At 70.8% G+C, this 23,875-nt stretch carries 21 protein-coding genes; 13 read left to right on the top strand and 8 right to left on the bottom strand.

Annotated features, from left to right (window positions below):
* Nucleotides 1–7: 7 nt before the first annotated feature.
* Both ACFRIC_RS17995 and ACFRIC_RS17990 read right to left on the bottom strand, forming a co-directional pair.
* Entirely contained in the window at nucleotides 8–877 is an 870-nt protein-coding gene (locus ACFRIC_RS17995) for a TIGR03943 family putative permease subunit (RefSeq protein WP_382786500.1), read from the bottom strand.
* Complete coding sequence (locus ACFRIC_RS17990) at nucleotides 874–1,893, bottom strand: permease (protein WP_382786497.1); 1,020 nt, start codon at nucleotides 1,891–1,893, stop codon at nucleotides 874–876. The genes ACFRIC_RS17995 and ACFRIC_RS17990 overlap by 4 nt, the downstream gene beginning before the upstream one ends.
* Nucleotides 1,894–2,244: 351 nt before the next feature.
* On the opposite strand from ACFRIC_RS17990, the gene ACFRIC_RS17985 reads away from it, so the two are divergent.
* The 3 genes from ACFRIC_RS17985 (at nucleotide 2,245) to pqqB (ending at nucleotide 6,895) form a co-directional block, all read left to right on the top strand.
* Complete coding sequence (locus ACFRIC_RS17985; RefSeq protein WP_382786494.1) at nucleotides 2,245–5,214, top strand: carbohydrate binding domain-containing protein; 2,970 nt, start codon at nucleotides 2,245–2,247, stop codon at nucleotides 5,212–5,214.
* A gap of 212 nt (nucleotides 5,215–5,426) precedes the next feature.
* Nucleotides 5,427–5,840 carry an SseB family protein gene (locus ACFRIC_RS17980; RefSeq protein WP_382786491.1) on the top strand — a complete coding sequence of 138 codons (414 nt, stop codon included), beginning with the start codon at nucleotides 5,427–5,429 and terminating at the stop codon, nucleotides 5,838–5,840.
* Nucleotides 5,841–6,013: 173 nt separating this feature from the next.
* Nucleotides 6,014–6,895 carry a pyrroloquinoline quinone biosynthesis protein PqqB gene (gene pqqB / locus ACFRIC_RS17975; RefSeq protein WP_382786488.1) on the top strand — a complete coding sequence of 294 codons (882 nt, stop codon included), beginning with the start codon at nucleotides 6,014–6,016 and terminating at the stop codon, nucleotides 6,893–6,895.
* A gap of 113 nt (nucleotides 6,896–7,008) precedes the next feature.
* Here pqqB and ACFRIC_RS17970 read toward each other — a convergent pair whose 3' ends face one another.
* The 6 genes from ACFRIC_RS17970 to ACFRIC_RS17945 form a co-directional block, all read right to left on the bottom strand.
* Nucleotides 7,009–7,401: a MarR family winged helix-turn-helix transcriptional regulator gene (locus tag ACFRIC_RS17970; RefSeq protein ID WP_382786485.1), complete on the bottom strand. Its 393-nt coding sequence runs from the start codon at nucleotides 7,399–7,401 to the stop codon at nucleotides 7,009–7,011.
* A gap of 58 nt (nucleotides 7,402–7,459) precedes the next feature.
* On the bottom strand, nucleotides 7,460–7,810 hold the full coding sequence (locus ACFRIC_RS17965) for a VOC family protein (RefSeq protein WP_382786483.1): 351 nt from the start codon (nucleotides 7,808–7,810) through the stop codon (nucleotides 7,460–7,462).
* Between the two features lie 166 nt (nucleotides 7,811–7,976).
* A complete protein-coding gene (locus tag ACFRIC_RS17960) occupies nucleotides 7,977–9,008 on the bottom strand; it encodes a LacI family DNA-binding transcriptional regulator (RefSeq protein ID WP_382786480.1) in 1,032 nt (343 codons plus the stop codon).
* Complete coding sequence (locus ACFRIC_RS17955) at nucleotides 9,005–9,907, bottom strand: carbohydrate ABC transporter permease (RefSeq protein WP_382786477.1); 903 nt, start codon at nucleotides 9,905–9,907, stop codon at nucleotides 9,005–9,007. The genes ACFRIC_RS17960 and ACFRIC_RS17955 overlap by 4 nt, the downstream gene beginning before the upstream one ends.
* On the bottom strand, nucleotides 9,904–10,827 hold the full coding sequence (locus ACFRIC_RS17950; RefSeq protein ID WP_382786475.1) for a carbohydrate ABC transporter permease: 924 nt from the start codon (nucleotides 10,825–10,827) through the stop codon (nucleotides 9,904–9,906). Before ACFRIC_RS17950 ends, ACFRIC_RS17955 begins: the two co-directional genes overlap by 4 nt.
* On the bottom strand, nucleotides 10,824–12,146 hold the full coding sequence (locus ACFRIC_RS17945) for an ABC transporter substrate-binding protein (protein WP_382786472.1): 1,323 nt from the start codon (nucleotides 12,144–12,146) through the stop codon (nucleotides 10,824–10,826). Before ACFRIC_RS17945 ends, ACFRIC_RS17950 begins: the two co-directional genes overlap by 4 nt.
* A 311-nt stretch (nucleotides 12,147–12,457) precedes the next feature.
* Between ACFRIC_RS17945 and ACFRIC_RS17940 the strand changes: the two genes are divergently transcribed.
* From ACFRIC_RS17940 to ACFRIC_RS17895, 10 genes are all read left to right on the top strand, one after another.
* Nucleotides 12,458–14,479: a beta-galactosidase gene (locus tag ACFRIC_RS17940; RefSeq protein ID WP_382786469.1), complete on the top strand. Its 2,022-nt coding sequence runs from the start codon at nucleotides 12,458–12,460 to the stop codon at nucleotides 14,477–14,479.
* A gap of 721 nt (nucleotides 14,480–15,200) precedes the next feature.
* On the top strand, nucleotides 15,201–16,760 hold the full coding sequence (locus tag ACFRIC_RS17935; protein ID WP_382787226.1) for a glycosyl hydrolase 53 family protein: 1,560 nt from the start codon (nucleotides 15,201–15,203) through the stop codon (nucleotides 16,758–16,760).
* Between the two features lie 145 nt (nucleotides 16,761–16,905).
* Nucleotides 16,906–17,193 carry a winged helix-turn-helix domain-containing protein gene (locus tag ACFRIC_RS17930; protein WP_382786467.1) on the top strand — a complete coding sequence of 96 codons (288 nt, stop codon included), beginning with the start codon at nucleotides 16,906–16,908 and terminating at the stop codon, nucleotides 17,191–17,193.
* A gap of 25 nt (nucleotides 17,194–17,218) precedes the next feature.
* Nucleotides 17,219–18,178 (top strand): SMP-30/gluconolactonase/LRE family protein, encoded by a 960-nt coding sequence (locus ACFRIC_RS17925; protein ID WP_382786464.1) that lies wholly within the window; start codon nucleotides 17,219–17,221, stop codon nucleotides 18,176–18,178.
* A 339-nt stretch (nucleotides 18,179–18,517) separates the two neighbouring features.
* Nucleotides 18,518–20,125 (top strand): D-alanyl-D-alanine carboxypeptidase/D-alanyl-D-alanine-endopeptidase, encoded by a 1,608-nt coding sequence (gene dacB / locus ACFRIC_RS17920; protein ID WP_382786461.1) that lies wholly within the window; start codon nucleotides 18,518–18,520, stop codon nucleotides 20,123–20,125.
* 358 nt (nucleotides 20,126–20,483) lie between these two features.
* Entirely contained in the window at nucleotides 20,484–20,960 is a 477-nt protein-coding gene (gene crcB, locus ACFRIC_RS17915; RefSeq protein ID WP_382786458.1) for a fluoride efflux transporter CrcB, read from the top strand.
* Nucleotides 20,957–21,361 (top strand): DUF190 domain-containing protein, encoded by a 405-nt coding sequence (locus ACFRIC_RS17910; RefSeq protein ID WP_382786456.1) that lies wholly within the window; start codon nucleotides 20,957–20,959, stop codon nucleotides 21,359–21,361. Before crcB (ACFRIC_RS17915) ends, ACFRIC_RS17910 begins: the two co-directional genes overlap by 4 nt.
* Nucleotides 21,358–21,732: a fluoride efflux transporter CrcB gene (crcB, locus tag ACFRIC_RS17905; RefSeq protein WP_382786453.1), complete on the top strand. Its 375-nt coding sequence runs from the start codon at nucleotides 21,358–21,360 to the stop codon at nucleotides 21,730–21,732. Before ACFRIC_RS17910 ends, crcB (ACFRIC_RS17905) begins: the two co-directional genes overlap by 4 nt.
* 87 nt (nucleotides 21,733–21,819) lie before the next feature.
* Nucleotides 21,820–22,656: an undecaprenyl-diphosphate phosphatase gene (locus tag ACFRIC_RS17900; protein WP_382786450.1), complete on the top strand. Its 837-nt coding sequence runs from the start codon at nucleotides 21,820–21,822 to the stop codon at nucleotides 22,654–22,656.
* 247 nt (nucleotides 22,657–22,903) lie between these two features.
* Entirely contained in the window at nucleotides 22,904–23,845 is a 942-nt protein-coding gene (locus ACFRIC_RS17895) for a glutaminase (RefSeq protein WP_382786448.1), read from the top strand.
* Nucleotides 23,846–23,875: the final 30 nt, after the last annotated feature.

Here is a 23,875-nt window from a genome sequence, read left to right as displayed (position 1 = left end):
CCTCGGCTCAGTTGTTCCAGCTCTCGTCGTACGGATCGCGCGGCGTCGGGACCGGCTTTGCCGAACCGACCTCGAGGTAGGGGATGATGCCGCCGTTGACCGGGTCCGTCGTCCGCTTGGCGGTGTAGTGGCCGGTGACTTCCAGCCAGGTGTCGGGCCGCAGGACGGGCGGCGTCCGTCCGGACAGGCCGATCTTGACCGGCTGGGCGTCCGCGGCACAGCAGTTGAGGGCCATGCGGACGAGATAGGGAGCGCCGGAGCGGTCGAGCGCGACGAATCCCGTGATCTTGACCTCCCGGCCTCCCAGTGAGCGGCCGTGGCCGTACGCCGCCCTGCTCGCGTAGTCGACCAGCCCGAGGGTGACCGGCTCGCCGGCCGGCAGCTTGGCGTAGCCGAAGGGCGCCTGCAGCGCCGTACCGGTGCGCATCGCGCTGTACGAACCGAGGGCGGGCGGCGCGACCAGGATGAGCGCGAGCAGCGGAAGCACGAGGAGCCACGAGACCCACGGCTCACGATGACCGTGCCCGTGCCCGTCGTCGTCCAGCGCCCCGTGTCCGCCGTGGGCTCCGTGCACGCCGTCTTCCAGGGCTCCGTGCCCAGGGCCGTCGCCGTCCAGGGGCTGGTGTCCGTGCCCCTGTCTGCCGTCGTCCGCGTTCGCTTGTTCGTGGCCGGCTCCGGCCCGGTCCGCCGAGGCCCGGTGATCGCGTATCTCGTACCAGACCGTCGCCAGGGCGGTGACGATGAGCACGACACCGGCCGCGAGCAGCAGGGGCCGCAACCCGGCCTTCACGTACCGCAGATAGAGGTCCGTGACGCTCGCGTGCAGCACCGCCGCGCCGACGAGGAAGAGCACGGCCGCCTGGGCCTGACGGTTCACAGGAGCACCGCCCCGATCAGGACGGACACGAGGATCGCCAGCGCGAAGGTGGTGGGCGCGAACCGTGTCGCGAAGCCGCGGCCGAACGTGCCGACCTGCATCGCGAAGAGCTTCAGGTCGATCATCGGGCCGACGACCAGGAACGCCAGCCGGGCGGTGAGCGAGAACTGGGTCAGCGAGGCGACCACGAACGCGTCGGCCTCGGAGCAGATCGACAGCAGGACGGCCAGGATCGCCAGGGCCAGGACCGACACCACCGGATTTCCCGCCGCGGCGTGCAGCCAGCTCGCCGGTACGACGGCTTTGAGCGTGGCGGCGGCCATCGCTCCCAGCACGAGGAACCCGCCCGCGTGCATGATGTCGTGCCGCACCGACCCCCAGAACGCGGCCCCCCTGCCCTGGCCCTCGTGCGCGGGGCGGGCCGGCGGGCGCAGCCAGTCGGTGCGGCCGAGGCGCTGCCACAGCCAGCCCATCGAGCAGGCCACGAGGAGACTGGCCACGAAGCGGGCGAGGACCATCTCCGGGTCGCGGGGGAAGGCGACGGCGGTCGCGGTCAGCACGATCGGGTTGATCGCCGGGGCGGACAGCAGGAACGCCAGGGCGGCGGCCGGGGTGACACCGCGGCGCACCAGCGCGCCGGCGACCGGTACGGAGGCGCACTCGCAGCCGGGCAGGATCGCCCCGGCCATTCCGGCGACCGGGACCGCGAGCGCCGGGCGTTTCGGCAGCGCGCGGGCGAAGAACGACGGCGGGACGAACACCGCGATGACCGCCGACAGCAGGACGCCCAGGACGAGGAAGGGGAGGGCCTGGACCACCACCGCGACGAACACGGTCATCCAGCTCTGCATCACCGGGGCGGACAGCATCCCGCGGATCGGCCCCTGTGCCGCGACGACCAGCAGCAGGAGCATCGTCAGGGCGAGCGGCGAGTTGACGTTCCAGCCCTGCCGGCCCCCGCGGTCCTCCTCGTCCCGGCGCCGGACGGGCGGCGGGGCTTCCTTGGTGATGGTCACGCTCGAGGTACCTCCGGTCGGGGAAGGGCGCGGCTGCGGTTGCCCTTCCGCCTTGAGTACGCCGGTCGGGCCACAGCTTCTCACCGGGTGACGAGGGGATTGCCCGTGCCCGGGGGTTTCTTGACCTCCGCCTGACCGGGGCGACCGGCACTCGGCGTGCGGTGCGGGCCGACGCCGGGCGGGGCGGCGGCGACGCCCCGCTCGTCGCAGTCGCTGTCACATCTCTTTACGTGGCTGTCATGGACCTGTAGCTTCCGGGCCGCAAGTCCTTTCAGGAACTTGCCGGTTCTCCTTGCAAGGCAACGCCTCCCCGGCAACTCCCCCTCCCCGCACCCGCATTGGAGCCGCCCCATGAGCCGCAGACGTGGACGCCCGCCCCTGAGAGCGCTGACGGCGCTCCTGGCGGTGACCGGACTGTTCGGACTGACCCCGCCGGACCCGGGGTCCGTCCCCATGGAGAGCACGGCCGCCACCTCCACGACGGCGACCGTCTTCTACTACACGAAGACCAAGAACTGGCCGTCCACCTATCTCCACTACGCCCCGGACGGCGGTTCCTGGACCACCGTGCCCGGCGTGCAGATGGAGACGGCCTGCACGGACTGGGTGAAGAAGACCGTCGACCTCGGCTCGGCCGCCGGGCTCCAGGCCACCTTCAACAACGGAAGCGGCACCTGGGACAACAACGGCGGCAACAACTACGCGCTGGGCACCGGCACCATCACGGTCAAGGACGGGGTCATCGCCCACAGCGACCCGTGCGCCGACAGCGGTACCGGCACCGGCAACCAGGCCACCGTGTACTACTCGACCGCCACCTCGGGCTGGACCACCGCGAACGTCCACTACGCGCCGACGGGCGGCTCCTGGACGACGGTTCCCGGTGTCGGCATGGAGAGCGCCTGCACCGGATGGTGGAAGAAGACCCTCGACCTCGGGACCGCCACCGCGCTCAAGGCGGCCTTCAACAACGGCAACGGCGTCTGGGACAACAACAACGGTTCCGACTACGCGATCCCGTCCGGCACCACGACCGTGAAGGACCGGACCGTCACCGCCGACGCCAAGGACCCCTGCGCGGCACAGGCCCCCGACACCCAGGCGCCGACCACGCCCGCCGGGCTGAAGGCGACCGCCACGAACACCTCGGTGGTGGTGAGCTGGGACCCGGCCACCGACGACACCGCGGTGACGAAGTATCAGCTCACGCGCACGGGTGGCACGAAGGGGACCGTCGTCACGGACGTCGGCTCGACGGTGTACTCCGACACGGGACTTGAGGAGAGGACCGGCTACACCTACACCGTGAAGGCCGTCGACGCGGCCGGGAACACCTCGCCCGCCTCCGCCGCGGCCACCGTCACGACCGGGGAGAAGGCGCCCGCGCCGGCCGCCGGGACACCGCTCGGCACCGACCCGCGCAAGGACCCCATCTACTTCGTCCTCACCGCCCGCTTCTACGACGGCGACAGCTCCAACGACCGCGGTGGCAGCCAGGACGTCAAGTCGGGCAACGCGGCCAACAACGACCCCATGTTCCGCGGCGACTTCAAGGGGCTCGTCGCCAAGCTCGACTACATCAAGGCGCTCGGGTTCTCGGCCGTGTGGATCACCCCGGTCGTCCTCAACCGCTCGGACTACGACTACCACGGCTATCACGGCTACGACTTCTACAAGGTCGACCCGCGCCTGGAGTCCGCCGGCGCCTCCTACCAGGACCTGATCAACGCGGCCCACGCCAAGGGCATGAAGATCTACCAGGACGTCGTCTACAACCACAGCTCCCGCTGGGGCGCCAAGGGCCTGTTCACCCCGACCGTCTACGGCGTGCGCGACTCCCAGTGGAGCTGGTACTACGACGAGAAGAACGAGGGCTTCGAGTACGACGGCCTGACCGTCGAGCCCAAGTCGGGGAAGTCGTACTACAACGGCGACCTCTGGTCGACCGCCGAACCCTCCGGCAACACCTGCCTCAACTGGGGCAAACCCACCGGCGGCAAGAGCGCCGAGGGCTACACGCTGTACAACTGCCAGTGGCCGAGCCCCACGTCGGGCATGTTCCCCAAGGCGTACTACCACCAGTGCTGGATCGGCAACTGGGAGGGCGAGGACTCGCGTTCGTGCTGGCTGCACGAGGACCTTGCCGACTTCAACACCGAGAACGCCACGGTCCAGAACTACTTGATCGGCGCGTACGACAAGTACATCGACATGGGGGTCGACGGATTCCGCGTCGACACGGCCGTCCACATCCCGCGCGTCACCTGGAACCGCCGCTTCCTGCCCGCCATCTACGACCGGGTCACGCAGCGGTTCGGCACGGAGGCGGCGAAGAACTTCTTCGTCTTCGGCGAGGTGGGCGCCTTCGTCAACGACAAGTGGAACCGCGGCTCGGTGAACCACTCCGCGCAGTTCTACACCTGGAAGGAACGCAAGGACTACAGCGCCGACGACGAGACGGCCGCCATCGAGCAGTACACCTACGAGGAACAGCTAGGCACCGGCAACCAGCCCACCTCCGCCAACGCCTTCCTGAGCGGCAACAGCTACCACACCCCGGACCACAGCCAGTTCTCCGGGATGAACATCATCGACATGCGCATGCACATGAACTTCGGGGACGCGCAGAACGCCTACAGCAACGGCAAGGACTCCGACGACTCCGTCAACGACGCCACGTACAACGTCGTCTACGTCGACAGCCACGACTACGGCCCGAACAAGTCGAGCACCCGCTACAGCGGGGGAACCGACGCCTGGGCCGAGAACATGGCCCTGATGTGGACCTTCCGCGGCATCCCCACGCTCTACTACGGATCGGAGATCGAATTCCAGAAGGGCAAGCAGATCGACTGCGGGCCGACCTGCCCCCTGGCGACGACCGGGCGCGCCTACTACGGCGATCACCTCGCGGGCAGCGTCACGGCCTCCGACTTCGGCAAGGCCGACTCCGCGAGCGGCGAGGTCGCGACCACCCTCGCGCAGCCGCTGGTCAAGCACCTCCAGCGGCTTAACCAGATCCGCCGGGCGATCCCGGCCCTCCAGTCGGGCCAGTACTCCACCGACGGCATCAGCGGCTCGATGGCCTTCAAGCGCCGCTACACCAGCGGATCGACCGACAGCTTCGCCCTCGTCACGGTCACCGGCGACGCGACCTTCACCGGCATCCCGAACGGCACGTACACGGACGCCGTCACCGGTGACGTCAAGACCGTCTCCGGCGGAACGCTCTCGGTGCCCGCGCCCGGCAAGGGCAACCTGCGGGTCTACGTACTGAACGGACCCGGCAGGATCGGAACCGACGGGCCCTATCTGAAGTAGCCCGCGAGCGGCGGACCGGTGCGGAAGCGGCGGTCACCCTGGCCCCGTCCGGGCGTCCCACGCCCGGGCGGGACGGCCTGACCGCCGCCCTCGCACCGGCCGGGAGCCAGGATGAATGGCGCGCGGACCGTTGGGTACGCGACCGAACGACAAGCCCGGGAGCCAGACCGCCTCCGGGTGGCCGCCCGCCCGCCACGATCCGGGGATCTGCCATGGACACGCCCTTGAACAACCACCACCCCAGCGCACCCGAGGCGACGCCCGCCCAGGAAGCCCTGGACACCCTCGCCACGAACACGTCCGACACCAAGGCGCTGGACACCCTCGCCGGCAGCGACGTACTGGTCCCCGTACCGGACGACGCCACGGACGCGGACGTCGCCGACCCCCACGCCGTGGCCCTGCCGATCCTGGACGATCCCGAAGGCGGACAGGTCGTCCCGGTGTTCACCTCGGAACAGGAACTGGCCGAGCTCCTGCCCTCCGTCTCCCGCTACCGCCTCGTGCCGCTCGGCGCGCTCGCCGCCCAGTGGCCCTCGGGCGATCTGGACCTGATCATCGACGCCGCCTCGCCGCACGGCCTGACCCTCACCTCCGAAGGCGTACGCACGCTCCTGGTGCGCTAGGGCCTGTCGGACCCTCGGCCGCGTCACGCGGGCGCCGCCCACGCCACCGCCCCGGGATCGGTGGGCGGGCCCGCGGGCGAAGGATGTCCGGATCCGCTCCTCCGTGAGGAGTGGCCCGGACCGTCCGAAGGGGGAAGATCCCTGGAAAGCCGCCGCGGAGGAGTGGGGATCCCGTGAGAGTCGTCCTGCTGGGTACGGCCGCCGCCGGCGGCTTCCCTCGGTGGAACTGCGCCTGCGCGCCCTGCTCGGCCGCCCGCGACGGAAAGGTGCCGGCGCGCACCCAGGAAGGCGTCGCCGTCAGCGGCAACTCCCGCGACTGGTGGCTGCTCAACGCCTCCCCCGACATCCGTACGCAGCTCAACGCCACCCCCGCCCTCGCCCCCGGGCCCGGGGGCACGCCCGTGCGCGGGGTCCTGCTGACGGACGCCGAGGCCGCTCACGCGACGGGGCTGACCGGGCTGGACGGCGCCCCGGGGCTGAAGGTCTACGCCTCGCCGCCCGTCCTCGCCGCGCTGTCCCCGTTGCGCCCCCTCCTCGACCGCCCCGCCGCGTGGGCCTGGGCTGACAGCTTCACCGAGGGAGGGTTCGTCCTGGCCGGAGGCCTGGTCGTCAGCGCCCACGCCCTCGGCTCCCGGATCCCCGGCCACATCCCCGGGGTGGCCGACGACGACCGCTGGGTGACGGCGTACCGGATCGAGGACCTGGCCAGCGGGGGCGTGCTCGTCTACGCACCGTGCCTGGGCCGGTGGACGCCCGCGCTCGACGAACTGCTCGACGGGGCGACCTGCGTCCTGCTCGACGGCACCCTCTACGCGGCCGGCGGCACCGGCACCTCGGTACGGGCGCCGCGCGGGCGGACCGCCGCCGCGTGGCACCTTCCGGTCTCCGGCGCGGAGGGCAGCCTGGCGGCGCTGGCCCGGCACCCCGGCCCGCGCGTCGTGTACACCCACTTCGACAGCGCCAACCCGCTGCTCGACCCGGCCACGGACGCCTGCGCGGTGGTCACCGAGGCCGGCGCGGAGATCCTGCCCGACGGGGCGGAACTCGTGCTCTAGCGAGGGTCGCGGCGGGCGTCGTGGCGAGCCCGGCGGGACCGGTGCGGGCGGACCGGCCCCGCGGGGGCGAGAAACCGGCCGCCCGCCCCCGGCCCGCGGAAGGCGCGGGCCGCTCAGCCCTGCAGCATGCGGGCGAGCACGGACCGCTGCAGGGGGAGCACCTCGGCGTGCAGTGCGCGGCCCTTGCGGGTGAGCGCGACCCACACCCCGCGGCGGTCCTCCTGGCAGACGGTGCGCTCCACCAGGCCGTCCTTCTCCAGCCGGCCGATGAGCCGGGACAGCGCGCTCTGGCTCAGATGGACCCGGTCCGCGATGTTCTGCACCCGGCAGTGGTCGCCGGGCTCCGCGACCGTCTCCGTGACGAGGATGTCCAGGACCTCGAAGTCACTGGCTCCCAGACCGTGCGGATGCAGCACGCGGTCGATCTCGCACATCGTGCGCGCGTGCACCGACAGGATGTCCCGCCACTGGTCCTCCAGGCGGGAAGTGGGCGTCTGCGTTGCCATAATTGAACGGTAACAGAGATCCGGCCACTAGTTGAGGATGCAATTAGTGTGCCTGCATTCAGTTGGTCGGGTCCTCGATGAGCCCGTACATGTTGCCCTCCGCGTCCTTCACCGACGCGACCTGCCTGCCGTTGCCGACGTCCTGGAGCTCCTGGAGCGTCTCGGCCCCCGCCTCGGTCAGCGCCGCCAGGGTCGCCTTGATGTCGTCGACGTGCCAGAAGGGGACCGGTCCGGTCAGGCCCTTGGCGTGGCCGTTCGGGTCGAGCCCGACATCCTGGCCCGCGTCCTTGAAACCGACGTAGTACGGCTCGTCCACATAGGGCTCCACCCCGAGCAGTCGGGTGAACAGGGCCTTGGCCTTCGCGATGTCCTTGACGGGGTAGATGATGGTCTTGACTCCGGCGGTCATCTCGACTCCTGTGCGGTGCGTGCGGCCGTGTCGGCCGGCTGACAGTGCCGGCGGCGTTCCGACGGCACTTTCACGCTAAGCCGCGGGAGCCGGGTACGGCTTCTCGAATCCTGACCGGTGCGCGGGCGGAGTCTCCCCCGCGAACCGGCGTCCCGCGGCACGTTCCTCAGGTGGACTCGCGGCGCACCAGTTCCGTCGGCAGGATGACCGCGGCCGGATCCTCGCCGCCGATCTGCGCGAGCAGGACCCGCACCATCTCGGAGCTGATGCGGTCCCAGGGCTGGCGGATGGTGGTGAGTGCCGGGGTGGCGGCCGTGGCGGCGGGGGAGTCGTCGAAGCCGCCGACCGCGACGTCCTCCGGAACCCGGCGGCCCGCCTTGCGCAGCGCGGCCAGCACGCCCTGGGCCATCAGGTCCGAGGCGACGAACACGGCGTCCATGTCCGGCGCGCGGTCGAGGAGCAGTTCGGCCCCCGCCTCACCGCTGGCGCGGCTGTAGTCCCCGGAGGCGATGAGACGGTCGTCGGCCTCGACGCCCGCCTCGGCGAGCACTTCCCGGTACCCCGCCAGACGCTCGACACCGCCGGGGGTGTCCAGCGGTCCCGTGACCATGCCGATCCTGCGCCGCCCGAGGGAGAGCAGGTGCGTGACCATGTCCCGGGCGCCGTCGCGGTCGTCGGCGGCCACGTAACTCACCTTGGACCCGAGCCCGATGGGCTTGCCGCACGCGACGAGCGGCACGCCCGCCTCGCGCAGTTCCTCGGCGACCGGATCGCCGGAGTGGCTGGAGACCAGCAGCACCCCGTCCACGTGGCCGGCCGTGATGTAGCGCGTGATGCGCCGCCGCTCGTCCTGGGTCCCTGCGAGCATCAGCAGGAGGGGGACGTCGTGCGCGGCGAGCGCCTGGGTGCAGCCGCGCAGCAGGACGTTGAAGTTCGGGTCCTCGAAGAACCGTTCCTGGGGCTCGGTCAGCAGGAAGCCGACCGAGTCGGACCGACCGGTGATCAGCGAACGGGCGTGCCGGTTCACGACGTAACCCGTTCTGCGGATGGCGGCGTTGACCGCCTCCGCCGCCGAGGGGCTGACGTAGTGCCCGCCGTTGAGCACGCGCGAGACGGTGCCCCGCGAGACACCCGCCTCCCGCGCGACGTCGTGAATGGTCGGCGGCTTGCGTCGGCCCCCCGAGTTGCTCATGGTCATGACTTTACGGCTCCGGACAGCAGGTCGAGGCTCCAGAAGCGCTGGATGACCAGGAACAGCGCGACCAGCGGGACGATGGCGAGCAGGGCGCCGGTGATGACCAGGGTGTACAGGGCCGGGGTGTTGGAGCCCTGTTCCAGGAGCGTGAACAGGCCGAGGGTGATCGGGAACTTCTCGTCGTCGCTGAGCATGATGTAGGGGAGCAGGAAGTTGTTCCACACGGCGACGAACTGGAACAGGAACACCGTCACCAGGCCGGGCACCATCATCGGCAGTGCGATCCGGGTGAAGATCCGCCACTCACCTGCGCCGTCCATCCGGCCGGCCTCGACCACGTCCTCGGGGACGGCCGCGGCGGCGTAGATGCGGGCGAGGTAGACACCGTACGGGGACAGGACGAGCGGGAGCAGCACGGAGGCGTACGAATCCGTCAGGTCCGCCTTGGCGAGCAGCAGGTACTGCGGGATCGCGAGGATCACCGGCGGCATCAGCACACCCGCCATGAGGATGCTGAAGACGGTCTCGCGGCCCCGGAAGCGGTAGACCGCCAGTGCGTAGCCGCTGACCGCCGAGACGGCCGTCGACAGCAGGGCGCCGAGACCGGCGTAGAGCGCGGAGTTGCCCATCCACTTCCAGTAGATGCCGTTGCGGTAGGCGGCGAGCTCCTTGACGTTCTGGGTGAACCCGGTGCCCGGAAGGAAGGTGAAGGTCGAGAACAGCTCGCTGCCCGACTTGGTGGCCGCGATCACCACCCAGGCGACGGGCAGCAGACAGTAGAGCGCGCCGAACAGCAGCGTGAGCGTAGGCACCAGGGCGATCCGGCCGCGCGGCGGTCCCTGGGCGGTGCCGGGGGTGGTGCCCGCGGCCGGCGCGGCCTTGCGCAGGGCAAGAGAACTCATCGTGCTTCCTCCTGCTTGGTACGGGAGTTCGCGGCGCGCAGGAAGCCGAACGACAGGACCAGCGTGACCGCGGCGATGATCACTGCCTCGGCCGCGGCGGCGTAGATGTCACCGGTGTTGAACGCGTCCCGGTAGACCTTCATGAGCGGACTCCAGGTCGTGGAGACGGAGTTGGTGAGGGGTTTGAGGGTGGTCGGCTCGCTGAAGACCTGGAGGGTGGCGATGATCGAGAAGAAGAAGGTGAGCACCAGGGAGGGCGCCACCATCGGGATCTTGATCCGCAACGCGGTCTGCAGCGGGGTGGCGCCGTCGAGCCTCGCCGCCTCCAACACCTCGGCCGGGATGGCCTGGAGCGAGGTGTAGATGACGATCATGTTGAAGCCGGTGCCGCCCCAGACCGCGATGTTCGACAGCGCGAGGTACAGCGGGCCGCCGTCCAGCAGGTCGGGCTGGGGCAGGCCCAGCTTGTCGAGGACGAAGTAGAAGGGGCTCACGTCCGGGAGGTACAGGAAGCCCCACAGCAGCGCCGCCACGACGCCGGGGATGGCGTACGGCAGGAAGATCGCGAGCCGGGTGAAGGGGGCGAGCCGCACCTTCTCCGCGTCGAGCATGAGCGCGAAGAGCAGCGCGAGGCCGAGCATCACCGGCACCACGATGGCGCCGTAACCCGCCACGCGCAGGGCGCCGTCGACGAGTTCGCTGTCGGTGAGCGCGTCGGCGTAGTTCCCGATGCCCGCCCAGACCTCGTCGCGGGCACCGGCGCCCAGACCGAGGCCCTTGACCTGGACCTTGTGCAGGCTGAGCCAGATCGCGTAGCCGATGGGCAGTGCGAAGAAGAGGGCGAAGAGGATCGTCGCGGGGAGGAGGAAAGCGTACGGGGCCCCCTTGACCCCGTACGGCTTCCGGCGTGCGATGGTCACTGAGCGACCCCGAAGCCCTGCTTCTTCAGGTCGGCGACGGTCGCGTCCTGCATCGTCTTCAGGGCGGCACCGAAGTCCGACTTGTTCTTGGCGGCGGCGCCGAAGGCGTCGTTGAAGGACGTGTAGGCGACGTTCACGTTCGGGCCCCAGGCGGAGGGGGCCGTGGTCTTCGCGATCTCCGAGGCCTTGGTGTAGAAGTCCGGCTGGTTGGAGAAGAACGCCGGCGGCTGCGCGAACGCGTCACTGGTCTGCGCGCTGGTGGAGGCCGGGTAGATGCCGCTCTCCTTCGCCATCGCGGCCACCGCCTGCGGGTCCGTGTTCAGCCAGGCGGCGAACTTCGCGGCGGCCGCCTTGTGCGGGGAGTCGGTGGTGACGGCCGTCGAGGAGCCGCCCCAGCTCCCGGTGACGTTCTCGCCCGCCGACCACTGCGGCAGCGGGGCCATCGCCCACTTGCCCTTGGTCTCGGGGGCCGCCGTGGTCAGGGTTCCGGGCGCCCACACCGCGCTGACCCAGGCGATCTCCTTGCCGGTGTTCAGCGCCTTGTTCCAGGCCGGCTGGTACATCGGCTGGTTGTCGATCGCGCCCTCCTTGACGAGACCGCCCCAGAAGTCGGCGACCTTCTGGGTGGCGGCGTCGTCGATGCCGACCGTCCACTTGTCGCCGGAGGCGCTCCACCACTTGGCGCCCGCCTGCTGCGCCAGACCCGCGAACAGGCCGGAGTCGTTGGCGGAGAAGGTGGTCAGGGCCTTGTCCGGTGCCTTCTTCTTCAGCGCGCGAGCGGTCTCGCCGAACTGCTCCCACGTGGTGGGGACCGTCAGGCCGTACTTCTTGAACAGGTCCGCGCGGTAGTAGAACATCATCGGGCCGATGTCCTGCGGGATCGCGTACACCGCGTCCGTCCCCAGCGTCGTCTGCTGCCAGACGCCGTCGGCGAATTTGGTCTTCGCCTCCTTCGACTCGGCGGCTATGTCGGCGAGCGCGTCGTTGCTGACCAGCGTGGGAAGGGCCTGGTACTCGGCCTGCACCAGGTCCGGTGCCTTCTTCGCCTTGTGCGCGGTGAGGATCTTGGTGATGAGCGAGTCGCCCGAGGCCTGCTTCTTCACCTCGACGGTGATCTGCTGCTTCTTGCCCGGCCCCTTGTTCCAGAGGTCGACGACCTTGTCCATGCCCGGCGCCCAGGTCCAGAACGTCAGTGTCGCGGGTCCGGACTGGGATGCGCTCTTGTCGTCGTCGGACGAGCCGCAGGCGACGAGCGAGGTGGCGCCGAGGACGACGGCGATGGTGCTGGCCACGAGGCGGTTGTGCTTCGTGTTGGGCATGGAACGTTCTCCCCTGACCTGGGCCTCCGCCTGTTGCGGAAGGCCTGCCCTGTTCTTGCGCGGTTCGCTTCTCCGGGGTGCGCCGGCCGGCACGGGACCACGAGCGTGCGCGGGGCTCTTCGGGCCCTCGCGCGCTCGTCCGCCGACACCTGAGCGCCCCTTCGGCTCACTTGCCGTGCTTCTGTGAGCGTTCACAGTAGAGAAACATCCCGGACACTTGTCAATGGTTGTTGCTGTGCGGTTATGTTGGGCTCACGCCGCTGGCGTTGTGTGTGCACGTTCCCAAATGATCGATTACATGGGAGAGATCCATGCCGGAGACCAACCCCAAGGGCCTCACCGGGCTCGCCTTCGGTGGGGACTACAACCCCGAGCAGTGGCCGGAAAGCGTCTGGCCCGAGGACGTCCGGCTGATGCGGGAAGCCGGCGTCACGATGGTGAGCGTCGGGATCTTCTCCTGGGCCCTCCTCGAACCGGCCCGGGGCACCTACGAGTTCGGCTGGCTCGACCGCGTGCTCGACCTGCTCCACGAGAACGGCATCCGCGCGGACCTGGGCACCCCGACCGTCGCGCCACCCGCCTGGTTCTACCGCGAGCACCCCGAGGCGCTCCCCGTGGCCGCCGACGGCACCCGCTACGCCTTCGGTTCACGCGGAGCGATCTGCCACAGCGACCCGGACTACCGCGCCGCCGCCGCCTCCATCACCACCCGGCTCGCGACCCGCTACGCCGACCACCCCGCCCTCGCCCTGTGGCACGTCCACAACGAGTACGGGGTCCCCGTCTCCGCCTGTTACTGCGACTCCTGCGCGGCACACTTCCGCCGCTGGCTGACCGGGGCGTACGGGACGGTCGAGGCGCTCAACGAGGCCTGGGGGACTGCCTTCTGGGGCCAGCGTTACACCGCCTTCGACCAGGTCGACCCGCCCCGCGTGACCCCGACCGTCGGCAACCCGGCACAGGCGCTGGACTACAAGCGCTTCGCCGACGCGACCATGCGGGAGAACTTCGTCGCCGAACGGGACATCCTCCACCGGCTCGCGCCCGGCATCCCCGTCACCACCAACTTCATGACCGCCCTCAGCCAGTGCGACTCGGTCGACTACTGGGCGTGGGGCCGCGAGGTCGACCTGGTCACCAACGACCACTATCTGATGACCGACGGGCGCCGCACCCATGTGAACCTCGCGATGGCCGCCGACCTCACCCGCTCCGTCGCGGGCGGCGCCCCCTGGCTGCTCCTCGAACACTCCACCTCGGGGGTCAACTGGCAGCCGCGCAACCCCGCCAAGGCCCCCGGCCAGATGGCCCGCAACTCCCTCTCCCACGTGGCCCGCGGCTCCGAGGGCGCCATGTTCTTCCAGTGGCGGCAGTCCCGCAGCGGCGCCGAGAAGTTCCACTCCTCGATGCTGCCGCACGCCGGCACCGACTCCCGGGTGTGGCGCGAGGTCGTCGAACTCGGCGCGGCAGTCGACTCGTTGAGCGGCGTCAAGGACACCAGGACGGTCGCCGACGTGGCCGTGCTGTGGGACTGGCAGTCCTGGTGGGCGCAGAGCCTGCAGTGGCGTCCGAGCGAGGACCACGACGCCCGTGAGCGCGCCGACGCCTTCTACGAGGCCCTCTACGACCGTCACCTCACCGTCGACTTCGCCCACCCCGAAGCCGACTTGTCGGCCTATCCCCTTGTCGTCGTGCCGGCCCTCTATCTGATGACCGAGGCGGCGGGGAACAACCTCAGGGAGTACGTCGAGCGCGGCGGAACCCTCCTCGTCTCCTACTTCTCCGGCATCGTCGACGAGCACGACGCCGTCCACGAGGGCCCCCACCCCGGCGCCCTGCGGGACGTACTCGGCCTGACCGTCGAGGAGTTCTCGCCACTGCTCCAGGGGGAACTCGTCCGGATCACCGGGCCCGACGGCTCCGAACTCACCGGAGACGTGTGGACCGAGTTCGTGGTGCCGCGCGGTGCCGAGACCGTGTGGACGTACGCGAGCGGGCTCACCGCCGGACATCCGGCGGTCACCCGGCACCGGAGCGGCGCGGGCTCGGCCTGGTACGTGTCCACGCGCCTCGCGGCCGAGGGGCTCGACGCCTTGATCGGCTGGGTGGCCGACGACGCGCGCATCGCCCCGCGCGCCGACCTGCCCCGCGATGTCGAAGTGGTGCGCCGCAGGGGCGAGTCGGGCACGTACGTCTTCGCCGTCAACCACACCGCCTCCGACGCCAAGGTGCCGCTGGACGCGCACGGCACCGAGCTCCTGACCGGCGAACGCGCCGCGGGCCGGCTGGCGGTCCCGGCGGGCGCGGTACGGGTCGTACGCCTCGACGCGTGACAGGCCGTGGGCCGTACGGGGGTGCGGTCCCGCCGGTCGGTCGCCGGGCGGAGTGAGGGCCGAGCCTCCCGGGCCCGGGACCAACTGGTCCGCGCCGCGCGGAAGATGTCGGACCGGGTCCGACCGGCCACCGGGGCACGGGGCTTGACCGCCTCGGGCCGTCCGAGTCCTCGCCTGGCCGGGCGGCGCCGGGCCATCCTGCCGGCCAGGCTCTGCTCCATGCGCCCTGGCTGCCGGACCGGCAGCCCGGGCGGTCAGTCAGCTCCGGACCATTCGACCGGCCGTTCGACCTGGTTCGCTGGCCCGTGGCCCGTGGCCCGTGGCCCGTGGCTGGTGGCCGGTGGCGCAACCGGGGCAGCTCCGCAGCTCTCCCCGACCGGCCGCCGACCCGGGCAACTCCGGGCATCTGATCCGCCGCCCTCCGGGCGGCCCCGACCACCCATCCGACACCCCTAAGCACCTCCAAGCACCTCCCGCTTCCGCCGAGGCGGCCGGTGCGTCTCCCGGAGCCCCCCACCGGCCGGGCCGCGCGGCCCGCCGTTCGCTCCGGCCGCCGCCGGGTCATCGCACTCGGCGGCCATCCGACCCCCCTCCGCCCGTGCGAGCCACGTAGCCGCGGGCGGAGGGGTTCGCCCCCGAAGCACGTCCGCATCACCCCGGATCCACCCGGATCCACCGGGGGCGCTCTCTCCCCACCACGTCGAAGGGACGACGGACGATGATGTTCCATCCCAGACGCACGCTCAGGGCCCTGTTGTTGCCGCTCGCGGCCGGGCTCGCCCTCGCCGCCCTGCCCGCGGGGACCGCGCACGCGGCGAGCACCCTGACCAATGCCGGGTTCGAGTCCGACGGGGCCGGCGTCGCCGTACCCGCCGGCTGGTCGGAGTCCGGCTCCACCGGCGCCTCGTACGTCGAATCCGGTGGCCACGGCGGGAGTTACCGCCTCAGCCATTACTCCGCCTCGGCCTACAAGGTCGAGACCTACCAGACCCTCACCGGGCTCACCAACGGCAGCTACAAGCTCACCGCGTGGGTCCGCTCGGGCGGCGGACAGAACTCCGCCTACCTCGCCCTGAAGAACTGCGGCGGCACCGAACAGCGCACCGACCTGCCGGTCTCCACCAGCGGGTGGATCCACCTGGTCGTGCCCGTCTCCGTGACGGGCAACCAGTGCACGATCAGCGTCTCCTCCGACGCCAACGCCGGGAACTGGATCAACGTCGACGATCTGACGTTCACCACCGGGACCACCGGACTGTCCGTCAAGGGTTCCGACATCTCCTCCCTCGCCAAGAGCGAGGCCTACGGAGGTGTCTACAAGACCGCTTCCGGCACCACCGGCGACGCGCTCGCCATCCTGAAGTCGGCCGGGATGAACTACGCGCGCCTCAAGGTCTGGGTGAATCCCGCCGACGGCTACAACAACAAGGCGCGGGTCCTGGCGATGGCCAAGCGCATCAAGGCGCAGGGCATGAAACTCCTGGTCGACTTCCACTACTCGGACACCTGGGCCGACCCCGGCACCCAGACCAAGCCGGCCGCCTGGGCCGGACACTCGTACAGCCAGCTCAAGACGGACGTCTACAACCACACGTACGACGTCCTGAACGCCCTGAAGGCACAGGGCACCACGGCCGACATGGTGCAGATAGGCAACGAGATCAACGGCGGCATGCTCTGGTCCGAGGGCTCCACCGACAACTTCGCGCAGCTGGCCGGACTGCTCAACTCGGGCTACGACGCGGCCAAGGCGGTCAGCTCCTCCACCGTCGTGGCCCTGCATCTCGCCAAGGGCGGCGATCTCACCGGCACCCGCTGGTGGTTCGACACCGCGCTCGCCAACGGCGTGAAGTTCGACGCCATCGGCCTGTCCTACTACGGCTACTGGCACGGCTCGCTCTACGACTTCCAGACCACCCTGGACGACGCGGCCGCCCGCTACGCCAAGCCGGTCTTCGTCGCCGAGACGGCCTACCCCTTCCGTCTGGACAGCGACGACGCGCTCGTCAACCAGATCGACACGACGGCCGAACTGGTCTCCGGCTACGCGGCCACGACCGCCGGGCAGTCCAACTGGCTGCGTGACGTCATGAACATCGTGGAGGCCGTGCCGAACGGCCGCGGTCTCGGCGTCTTCTACTGGGAGGCCACCTGGACGGCCGTGACCGGCAACGGCTGGGACCCGGCCGATCCCTCCTCCGGCAACGGCTGGGAGAACCAGGCCCTGTTCGGCTTCGACGACAAGGCGCTTCCGGCCATGTCCCTGTTCGGGCACCGCTGAGTGAAACGGGGTCCGGCCGCCGGTGCGGCCGGGCCCCGTGCGTTCCGTGATGCGTCCGGCTCCGGCCAGGGTCGCGGGAAGACCGTGCGTGCCCCGGCCGGCTGCGGGACAGTGGCGGGAGACCGTCACGACGGAGGGGGACGCGATGCTGAGGGGACCCGGCGGCAGTCGAAGACTGGACATCCTTGAGTGGTTGCGCACCCCCGCGGCGCACTTCCCGGCACAGCGCGGTGCGGACCTCGTCGAGGACGGTGTCAGCCCCGAGGCCCTCGCCGCGAAGCTCGGAGTGAGCCGGGCCGTGGCGCGCACCCACCTCGACCTCCTCGCCCGAGTCGGCCTCCTGCGCGCCAAGAAGCGGGGGCGGCGGACCTACTACCGACGCGACGAGTACCGTATCGCCGAGGTGGGCCACTACTTCGAGAAGGGCTGGTAGGCGCGTGGGAGACGGGTCCGGCACGGTGGCCGCAGTTCTTTCGCCCAGGCGCGCGGTGCCGCTCGGAGGCCGCGGCCCCGAGGACGTGGTGGCCGACTCCCGGGGCGGGGTGCTGACCGGTCTCGAGGACGGCCGCATCGTACGCGTCGAAGGCCTCGGTGATCCCGACAGCACCACCGTCCGGGTCGTCGCGGAGACGGGCGGCAGGCCGCTCGGCCTCGAACTCCTGCCGGACAACGCCCTGTTGGTGTGCGATGCCGAACGCGGACTGCTGCGGGTCGGCCTCGGGGACGGAGTGGTCCGGGTCCTGGCCGACCGGGTCGCCGGAGTTCCGCTGCGCTTCTGCAGCAACGTGGTCGCCCTCTCGGACGGCACCGTGTACTTCACGGTCTCCAGCCGGAGTTACCCCCTGAAGCGGTGGATCGGCGATCTCGTCGAACACACCGGATCCGGCTGCCTGCTGCGCCTCGCGCCGGGCGAGAAGGAACCCGAACTCCTCTTGGAAGGCCTTCAGTTCGCCAACGGTCTCGCCGCCTCGGCCGACGAGTCGTTCCTCGTCCTCGCGGAGACCGGCAGATTCCGCCTCGTCCGCTACTGGCTCACCGGGCCGCGAGCGGGCCGTTCCGAGACCTTCGCCGACGACCTCCCCGGCCAGCCGGACAACCTCTGGCGCGCCCCGGACGGCCCGATCTGGGTGGCCCTGGCGGGCCCCCGCGTCGGCGCGCTGGAACTCCTGCACCGGCGGGGCCCGGCCGTCCGGCGCACCGCGGCCCGGATCGCCGTGCGGGCGCCCTTCAGGCCCCCGGGCACCACCGGGGTCCTCGCGGTCGACGACGACGGCAAGGTCGTGCACCACCTGGAGAGCCGCCGCTCCCGGTTCCGGATGGTGACCAGTGCCTGCGAGTCCGACGGCCGGCTGATCCTCGGCAGCATCTGGGAGCGGGGGCTCGCCGTCTGTGATCTTCCGGGCGCCACCACCGGCTGAACGGCCGGCCACGCCGTCGTTCCGGACGGTCGCACCCAAGTCCCTCCGGCCGGCCGGACACGGAGGGGACCTCGACGTCCGTGACGAGTCGGTTCCCCTGCGGGCCGGCTCCGGGATCAGCCGTATGAGCGGCGTGGCGTGCGCGCGCCCTCCGGGTCCGTGCTTCGGCGATCGACCGACCGGATGAAGTTGTCCCACGCGCTGTCGGCACGGAGCCCAGCAGCCGGGCATGCGTGATCGCTGTTCCTACGATGCCGCCAGGAGCGCCCCTGTGAGCAGGGCCCGTGCGAGTCGGCCCGTGCGACGGGCTTGTCCGACTCGGCTTCTTCGACTCCAGAAATGGCGGAATGGATGAAACCGATGATCTGTGGCCGGCTGCGGACCTGGGCCGCTGCCGGTGTGACACTCGCGGCCGTCGCGGGGGCGGCCGCCGCCGGCCCCCAGGCGGTGGCGCACGACGACGACCTCGGGCCCGCGATCGAGGCGATCATGCACAAGCCCGAATACAAGCACGCGCAGTGGGGCGTGTTGGAGACGGACCCGGAAAGCGGCCGGGTGATCCACTCCCAGTTCGCGAACCAGTTCTTCGTCCCCGGTTCGACGGTCAAGCTGGTCACCATCTCGACCGCCTGGCACACCCTGGGCCCCGACCACCGCTTCACCACTCCCGTCATGGCGACCGGCACCCGCACCGGGTCGACGCTGCACGGGAACCTGGCACTGGTCGCCCAGGGCGATTTGACCATGGGCGGGCGCACCAAGCCCGACGGTTCGGTCGACTACACGAACATCGACCACACGGAGGCCGAACTCCCCGGAGCGACCCTCACCCCGGAGAACCCGCTCGCCGGGATCAACCAGATCGCCCGCCAGATCCGCGACGCGGGCATCACCAGGGTCGACGGCGACGTCATCATCGACCCACGCCTCTTCAACCTCCCGGACCTGAGCCCGCAGCCCACGCCGCTCATCCTGAACGACAACCTGATCGACCTGCTGACGACCCCGACCCGGCCCGGACAGGCCGCGAAGCTGTCGTGGCGCCCGCAGGTCTCGCCGTACCACGTCACCTCCAGCGTGCGGACCGTCTCCAGCGGTGGGAACACCTCCGTCAACGTGACCGCCTCGCCCGACGGCACCCAGATCCACCTGTCCGGCACCATCGCCGCAGGCTCCCAGCCGCTGCTGCGGGTCTCCGCCGTCCAGGACCCGAACGCCTTCGGCCGCACCGCGCTGATCGAGGCCCTCGGCCGCGTCGGCGTCACTGTCACCGCGCCGCCCACCGGGGCCAACCCGCAGGACCAGCTCCCCGCCTCGTACCGGGGCGACCGACGCGTCGCCGCGTACGTCTCCCCGCCGTACAGCCAGTACGCCAAGCTGATCCTGAAGGTCAGTCACAACCTCGGCGCCAACCTCGCGCTGTGCAACATGGCTGTCGCGCGCGGCAGCAAGAACTGCTTCGACGCCTTCCCGATCGAGCACGAGTTCCTCACCGACGTCGCCCACATCGACCCGAAGCAGTTCCAGCTCTCCGACGGGCGCGGCGGCACACCGCCCGAGCGCGTCACCCCCAGGGGCCTCGTCGAGCTCCTCACCTACTGGCTGCACACCCCCGACGCCACGGCCTTCCGCAAGCTGCTCCCGATCCTCGGCGTCGACGGCTCGAACGGGATCTCCTGCACCGAGAACTGCCCGGCCAAGGGCAAGGTGTTCGCGAAGCCCGGCACCATCATCGGTGACGACCAGCTGAACCAGCAGCTCGCGGCCACCGCCCAGAACGAGGCCGGCTACCTGAAGACCGACGACGGACGGCTGCTGACGTTCTTCGTCGGTGTCAACGGCGCCGCGACCGACGACCTCGACAGCTTCATCAGCATCTTCAACGACGTCAACCAGATCACCGCCCTCCTCCAGGAACAGGCCTCGGCGGACGAGGCGCGCCCGTAGCGCGACCGCGCCACCCACGCACGGCTCCGGCACGCGTCACGACCGCCAAGGCACGTGTCACGACCGCCAAGGCACAGGGGTCGCCTCGAGACCGAGGCGACCCCTGTGCCTTGGCTACGCCGGTGCCGTCCCGGGGCCGGGCACCCGCGCAGGTCCGGAGCACGGGGCGCTCCGGGTGAAGGACCGGGTGTGCGCGGCCGGCGAGCCCGGCGTTACCCTGGTCACCAGCCGCGATCTTGCAGCGCGGCGCGGCGGTGGGGCCCGCCGTACCCGAACCGCGGCGCGGATGCCGCCAACGGTCCCTGCTTGCGATGCCGTGTGCCCGCACCCGGCCCGGCGAGTAGGAGCACCGGAGACCATGACCGTCCCGCACCCCGAGCACGTCGGCGAGTCCGGCGCCCCCGCTCGCGCGCCCGCGCGCCCGCCGTCCCCCTGGCGCGGCCAGGGCCCGGTCGTCGCGGCGGTCTCCCTGGGCGGCGCCATCGGCGCCACGGCCCGCTACGGCGCGGGCCTGCTGTGGCCCACACCGCACGGCACCTTCCCCTGGACCACCTTCACGATCAACGTCGTGGGCTGTGCCGTCATCGGCGTGCTCATGGTGCTGGTCACCGACGTACGGTCGGTGCACCGCCTGGCCCGCCCCTTCTTCGGCACCGGAGTCCTGGGCGGCTTCACCACCTTCTCGACGTACGCCGTCGACATCCGCGACCTGGTCGGCACCGGCCACCCCGGCACCGGGATCGGCTATCTCGCCGCGACCCTGGGCGCGGCGCTCGCGGCGGTGTGGCTCGGCACGACGGCGACCCGGCGTGCCCTGGCATGGAGGCCGCGATGACGAGGCTGACCGGCGACGCCCTGAGACTGACGGTGCTCATCGGCGAGAACGACACCTGGCACCACAAGCCGCTCTACGCCGAGATCGTGCACCGCGCCCACGCGGCCGGCCTCGCGGGTGCCAGCGTCTTCAAGGGCATCGAGGGTTTCGGCGCGTCCTCCCTCATCCACACCTCGCGGCTGCTCTCGCTGAGCGAGGACCTGCCGGTGGCCGTGATCGTCGTGGACACCGAGGAGCGGGTCCGGGCGTTCCTGCCGCAGCTCGACGAACTCGTCACCGAGGGTCTGGTGGTCCTCGACCCCTGCGAGGTCATCCGGTACGTGGGCCGCGGCGGCTCACCCGGTGACCCCTCCGGCGAGACCGGCGGCGACCCGTCCAGGGAAGGCGGGACCCCGCGGTGAACTGGCTGCTGGTGATCATCGGCGCCGCGGTCGGCGCACCCCTGCGCTACCTGACCGACCGGGCCGTACAGCTCAGGCACGATACGGTCTTCCCCTGGGGCACCCTCGTCGTGAACGTGGCAGGGTGCCTCGTCCTCGGGCTGCTGACCGGTGCCGCCTCGGCGGGGCAGGTGTCGGAGCACCTGAGACTGCTGATCGGGACCGGTCTGTGCGGGGCGCTGACGACGTACTCGACGTTCTCCTACGAGACCCTGCGGCTGAGCGAGACGGGTGCGGCGTTCTACGCTGCCGCCAACGTGATCGTGAGCGTGACGGCGGGCCTGGGCGCGGCGTTCGCCGGGTTCGCGTTTGCCGAAGCTTTGTGGACGTAGTTGCGGGACGCCCGCCGCCATAGGTAACACTGTCTCCTGCATCGTTTGTCTACAGCACTGTCGACCAACTCCTCAGAACTGGATCCCATGAGCGTCATCAACGTCGGTCAGGCCGTCGTCCTCGGAGTCGTCGAGGGGGTGACCGAATTCCTTCCCGTCTCCTCGACCGGTCACCTCAAGATCACCGAGGGACTGATGAACATCCCCGTCGACGACGACGCCGTCGTCGGCTTCTCCGCGGTCATCCAGGTCGGCGCGATCGCCGCCGTGCTCGTGTACTTCTTCAAGGACATCGTGCGGATCGTCTCCGCCTGGGGACGCGGCCTGCGCGACAAGAACGAGCGGCAGAACCACGACTACAAGTTCGCCTGGTGGGTCATCTACGCGACGATCCCGATCGTGGCCGTGGGCCTCGCGGCCAAGCCGCTCATCGAGGGTCCGCTGGCCTCCCTGTGGGTGGTCGCGGGCTCGTTGATCGCGGGCAGTGCCGTGATGTGGGCGGCCGACCAGATGGGCCGTCACAAGCGCGGTGAGGACGACGTCTCGTTCAAGGACGCGATGCTGGTCGGCAGCTCCCAGATCCTCGCCCTGCTCTTCCCCGGCTTCTCGCGCTCCGGCGCCACCATGTCCACGGGCCTCATCCTCGACCTGGACCGGGTCGCCGCGACCCGGCTCTCCTTCTTCCTCGGCATCCCGGCCCTGACGGGCGCCGGCCTGTACGAGCTCAAGGACGCCCTGGGCACCGGCGTGGGCGCCGCTCCGCTGATCGCCGGCACCGTCGTGTCGTTCGTGGTCGCCTACGCCTCGATCGCCTGGCTGCTGAAGTTCGTCGCCAAGCACTCCTTCAACGCGTTCGTGATCTACCGCATCATCATCGGTGTGCTGCTCTTCGGCCTGCTCGGCACGGGCGTCATCGACAGCTGACACCGCCCGCGGCGCCGGTGCGAACCGGCTCCGGGCGTGAACGCCGCTCACAGGGGGCGCGAAGCCGGATTCCGGCTCCGCGCCCCCTTTGCCGTCCCGTGGCCCCTGCGAGGCCCGCGCACTCCGTACACCCGCGCACCCCGTACGACCCCATGGCCGGGAGCCAGGACCCGAGCCAGGACCGGAGCCGGGAGCCGGGAGCCGGGCCGCCGGGCCGGGGGACGGAGCGGGCGGCACAATGGCGATCATGCCCGGGAAATCGCCGTACCCGTCCTCCCAGACCTTCCAGCCGATCCTGGAACGCATCGCCACCGAGATCGCGCAGACCCCGGGACGGGGCCGGCCCGCCGACTACATCCCGGCCCTGGCCGCCTGCGATCCGCGCCGCTTCGGCATGGCCGTGGCGGAGCTCGACGGCACGGTGTACGGCGTGGGGGACTGGCGGCAGCCGTTCTCCGCGCAGTCCATCACCAAGGTCTTCACCCTCGCCCTCGACCTGGCCCGCGAGGGCGACGCCCTGTGGGAGCACGTCGGGCGGGAGCCCTCCGGCAACCCCTTCAACTCCCTGGTCCAGCTCGAGTACGAGAACGGCATCCCGCGCAACCCGTTCATCAACGCCGGAGCCCTCGTCGTCACCGACCGGCTCCAGACCCGTACCGGGGACGCGGCCGGCGTCCTGCTGGAGTTCCTGCGCGCCGAGAGCGGCAACGCGCGGCTCGACTTCGACCGGGGCATCGCCGCCTCCGAGACCGCGAACGGCGACCGCAACGCAGCACTCGCCCACTTCATGGCGTCGTACGGCAACATCGACAACCCGGTGCCGGCCCTGCTCGACCAGTACTTCCTGCAGTGCTCGATCGCCGCGTCCTGCGCCGATCTCGCGCTCGCGACCGGATTCCTGGCCCGGCACGGCATCCGCGCCGACGGCGGGCGGCTGCTCTCCCGCAGCCAGGCCAAGCAGGTCAACGCGGTCATGCTGACCTGCGGGACGTACGACGCCGCGGGCGACTTCGCCTACCGGGTCGGGCTCCCGGGCAAGAGCGGGGTGGGCGGCGGCATCATCGCCGTGGTGCCCGGCCGGTGCACCCTGTGCGTCTGGAGCCCGGGACTCGACGAACGCGGCAACTCCGTGGCCGGCGTGGCGGCCCTGGACCGCTTCACGACCCTCACCGGCCTGTCGGTGTTCTGAACGGCGTCCCACCACACGGAGGTCACGCTC

The sequence above is a fragment of the Streptomyces sp. NPDC056738 genome (genome assembly GCF_042790435.1).
GTDB lineage: Bacteria > Actinomycetota > Actinomycetes > Streptomycetales > Streptomycetaceae > Streptomyces.
This window is presented reverse-complemented; position numbering and strand designations above follow the sequence as displayed.

Coding starts and splice junctions, on each gene's coding strand:
- ACFRIC_RS17985 (WP_382786494.1), top strand. CDS start 2,245: ATGAGCCGCAGACGTGGACGCCCGCCCCTGAGAGCGCTGACGGCGCTC.
- ACFRIC_RS17980 (WP_382786491.1), top strand. CDS start 5,427: ATGGACACGCCCTTGAACAACCACCACCCCAGCGCACCCGAGGCGACG.
- ACFRIC_RS17970 (WP_382786485.1), bottom strand. CDS start 7,401: ATGGCAACGCAGACGCCCACTTCCCGCCTGGAGGACCAGTGGCGGGAC.
- ACFRIC_RS17965 (WP_382786483.1), bottom strand. CDS start 7,810: ATGACCGCCGGAGTCAAGACCATCATCTACCCCGTCAAGGACATCGCG.
- ACFRIC_RS17960 (WP_382786480.1), bottom strand. CDS start 9,008: ATGACCATGAGCAACTCGGGGGGCCGACGCAAGCCGCCGACCATTCAC.
- ACFRIC_RS17955 (WP_382786477.1), bottom strand. CDS start 9,907: ATGAGTTCTCTTGCCCTGCGCAAGGCCGCGCCGGCCGCGGGCACCACC.
- ACFRIC_RS17945 (WP_382786472.1), bottom strand. CDS start 12,146: ATGCCCAACACGAAGCACAACCGCCTCGTGGCCAGCACCATCGCCGTC.
- ACFRIC_RS17940 (WP_382786469.1), top strand. CDS start 12,458: ATGCCGGAGACCAACCCCAAGGGCCTCACCGGGCTCGCCTTCGGTGGG.
- ACFRIC_RS17935 (WP_382787226.1), top strand. CDS start 15,201: ATGTTCCATCCCAGACGCACGCTCAGGGCCCTGTTGTTGCCGCTCGCG.
- ACFRIC_RS17930 (WP_382786467.1), top strand. CDS start 16,906: ATGCTGAGGGGACCCGGCGGCAGTCGAAGACTGGACATCCTTGAGTGG.
- dacB (WP_382786461.1), top strand. CDS start 18,518: ATGGCGGAATGGATGAAACCGATGATCTGTGGCCGGCTGCGGACCTGG.
- crcB (WP_382786458.1), top strand. CDS start 20,484: ATGACCGTCCCGCACCCCGAGCACGTCGGCGAGTCCGGCGCCCCCGCT.
- ACFRIC_RS17910 (WP_382786456.1), top strand. CDS start 20,957: ATGACGAGGCTGACCGGCGACGCCCTGAGACTGACGGTGCTCATCGGC.
- ACFRIC_RS17900 (WP_382786450.1), top strand. CDS start 21,820: ATGAGCGTCATCAACGTCGGTCAGGCCGTCGTCCTCGGAGTCGTCGAG.
- ACFRIC_RS17895 (WP_382786448.1), top strand. CDS start 22,904: ATGCCCGGGAAATCGCCGTACCCGTCCTCCCAGACCTTCCAGCCGATC.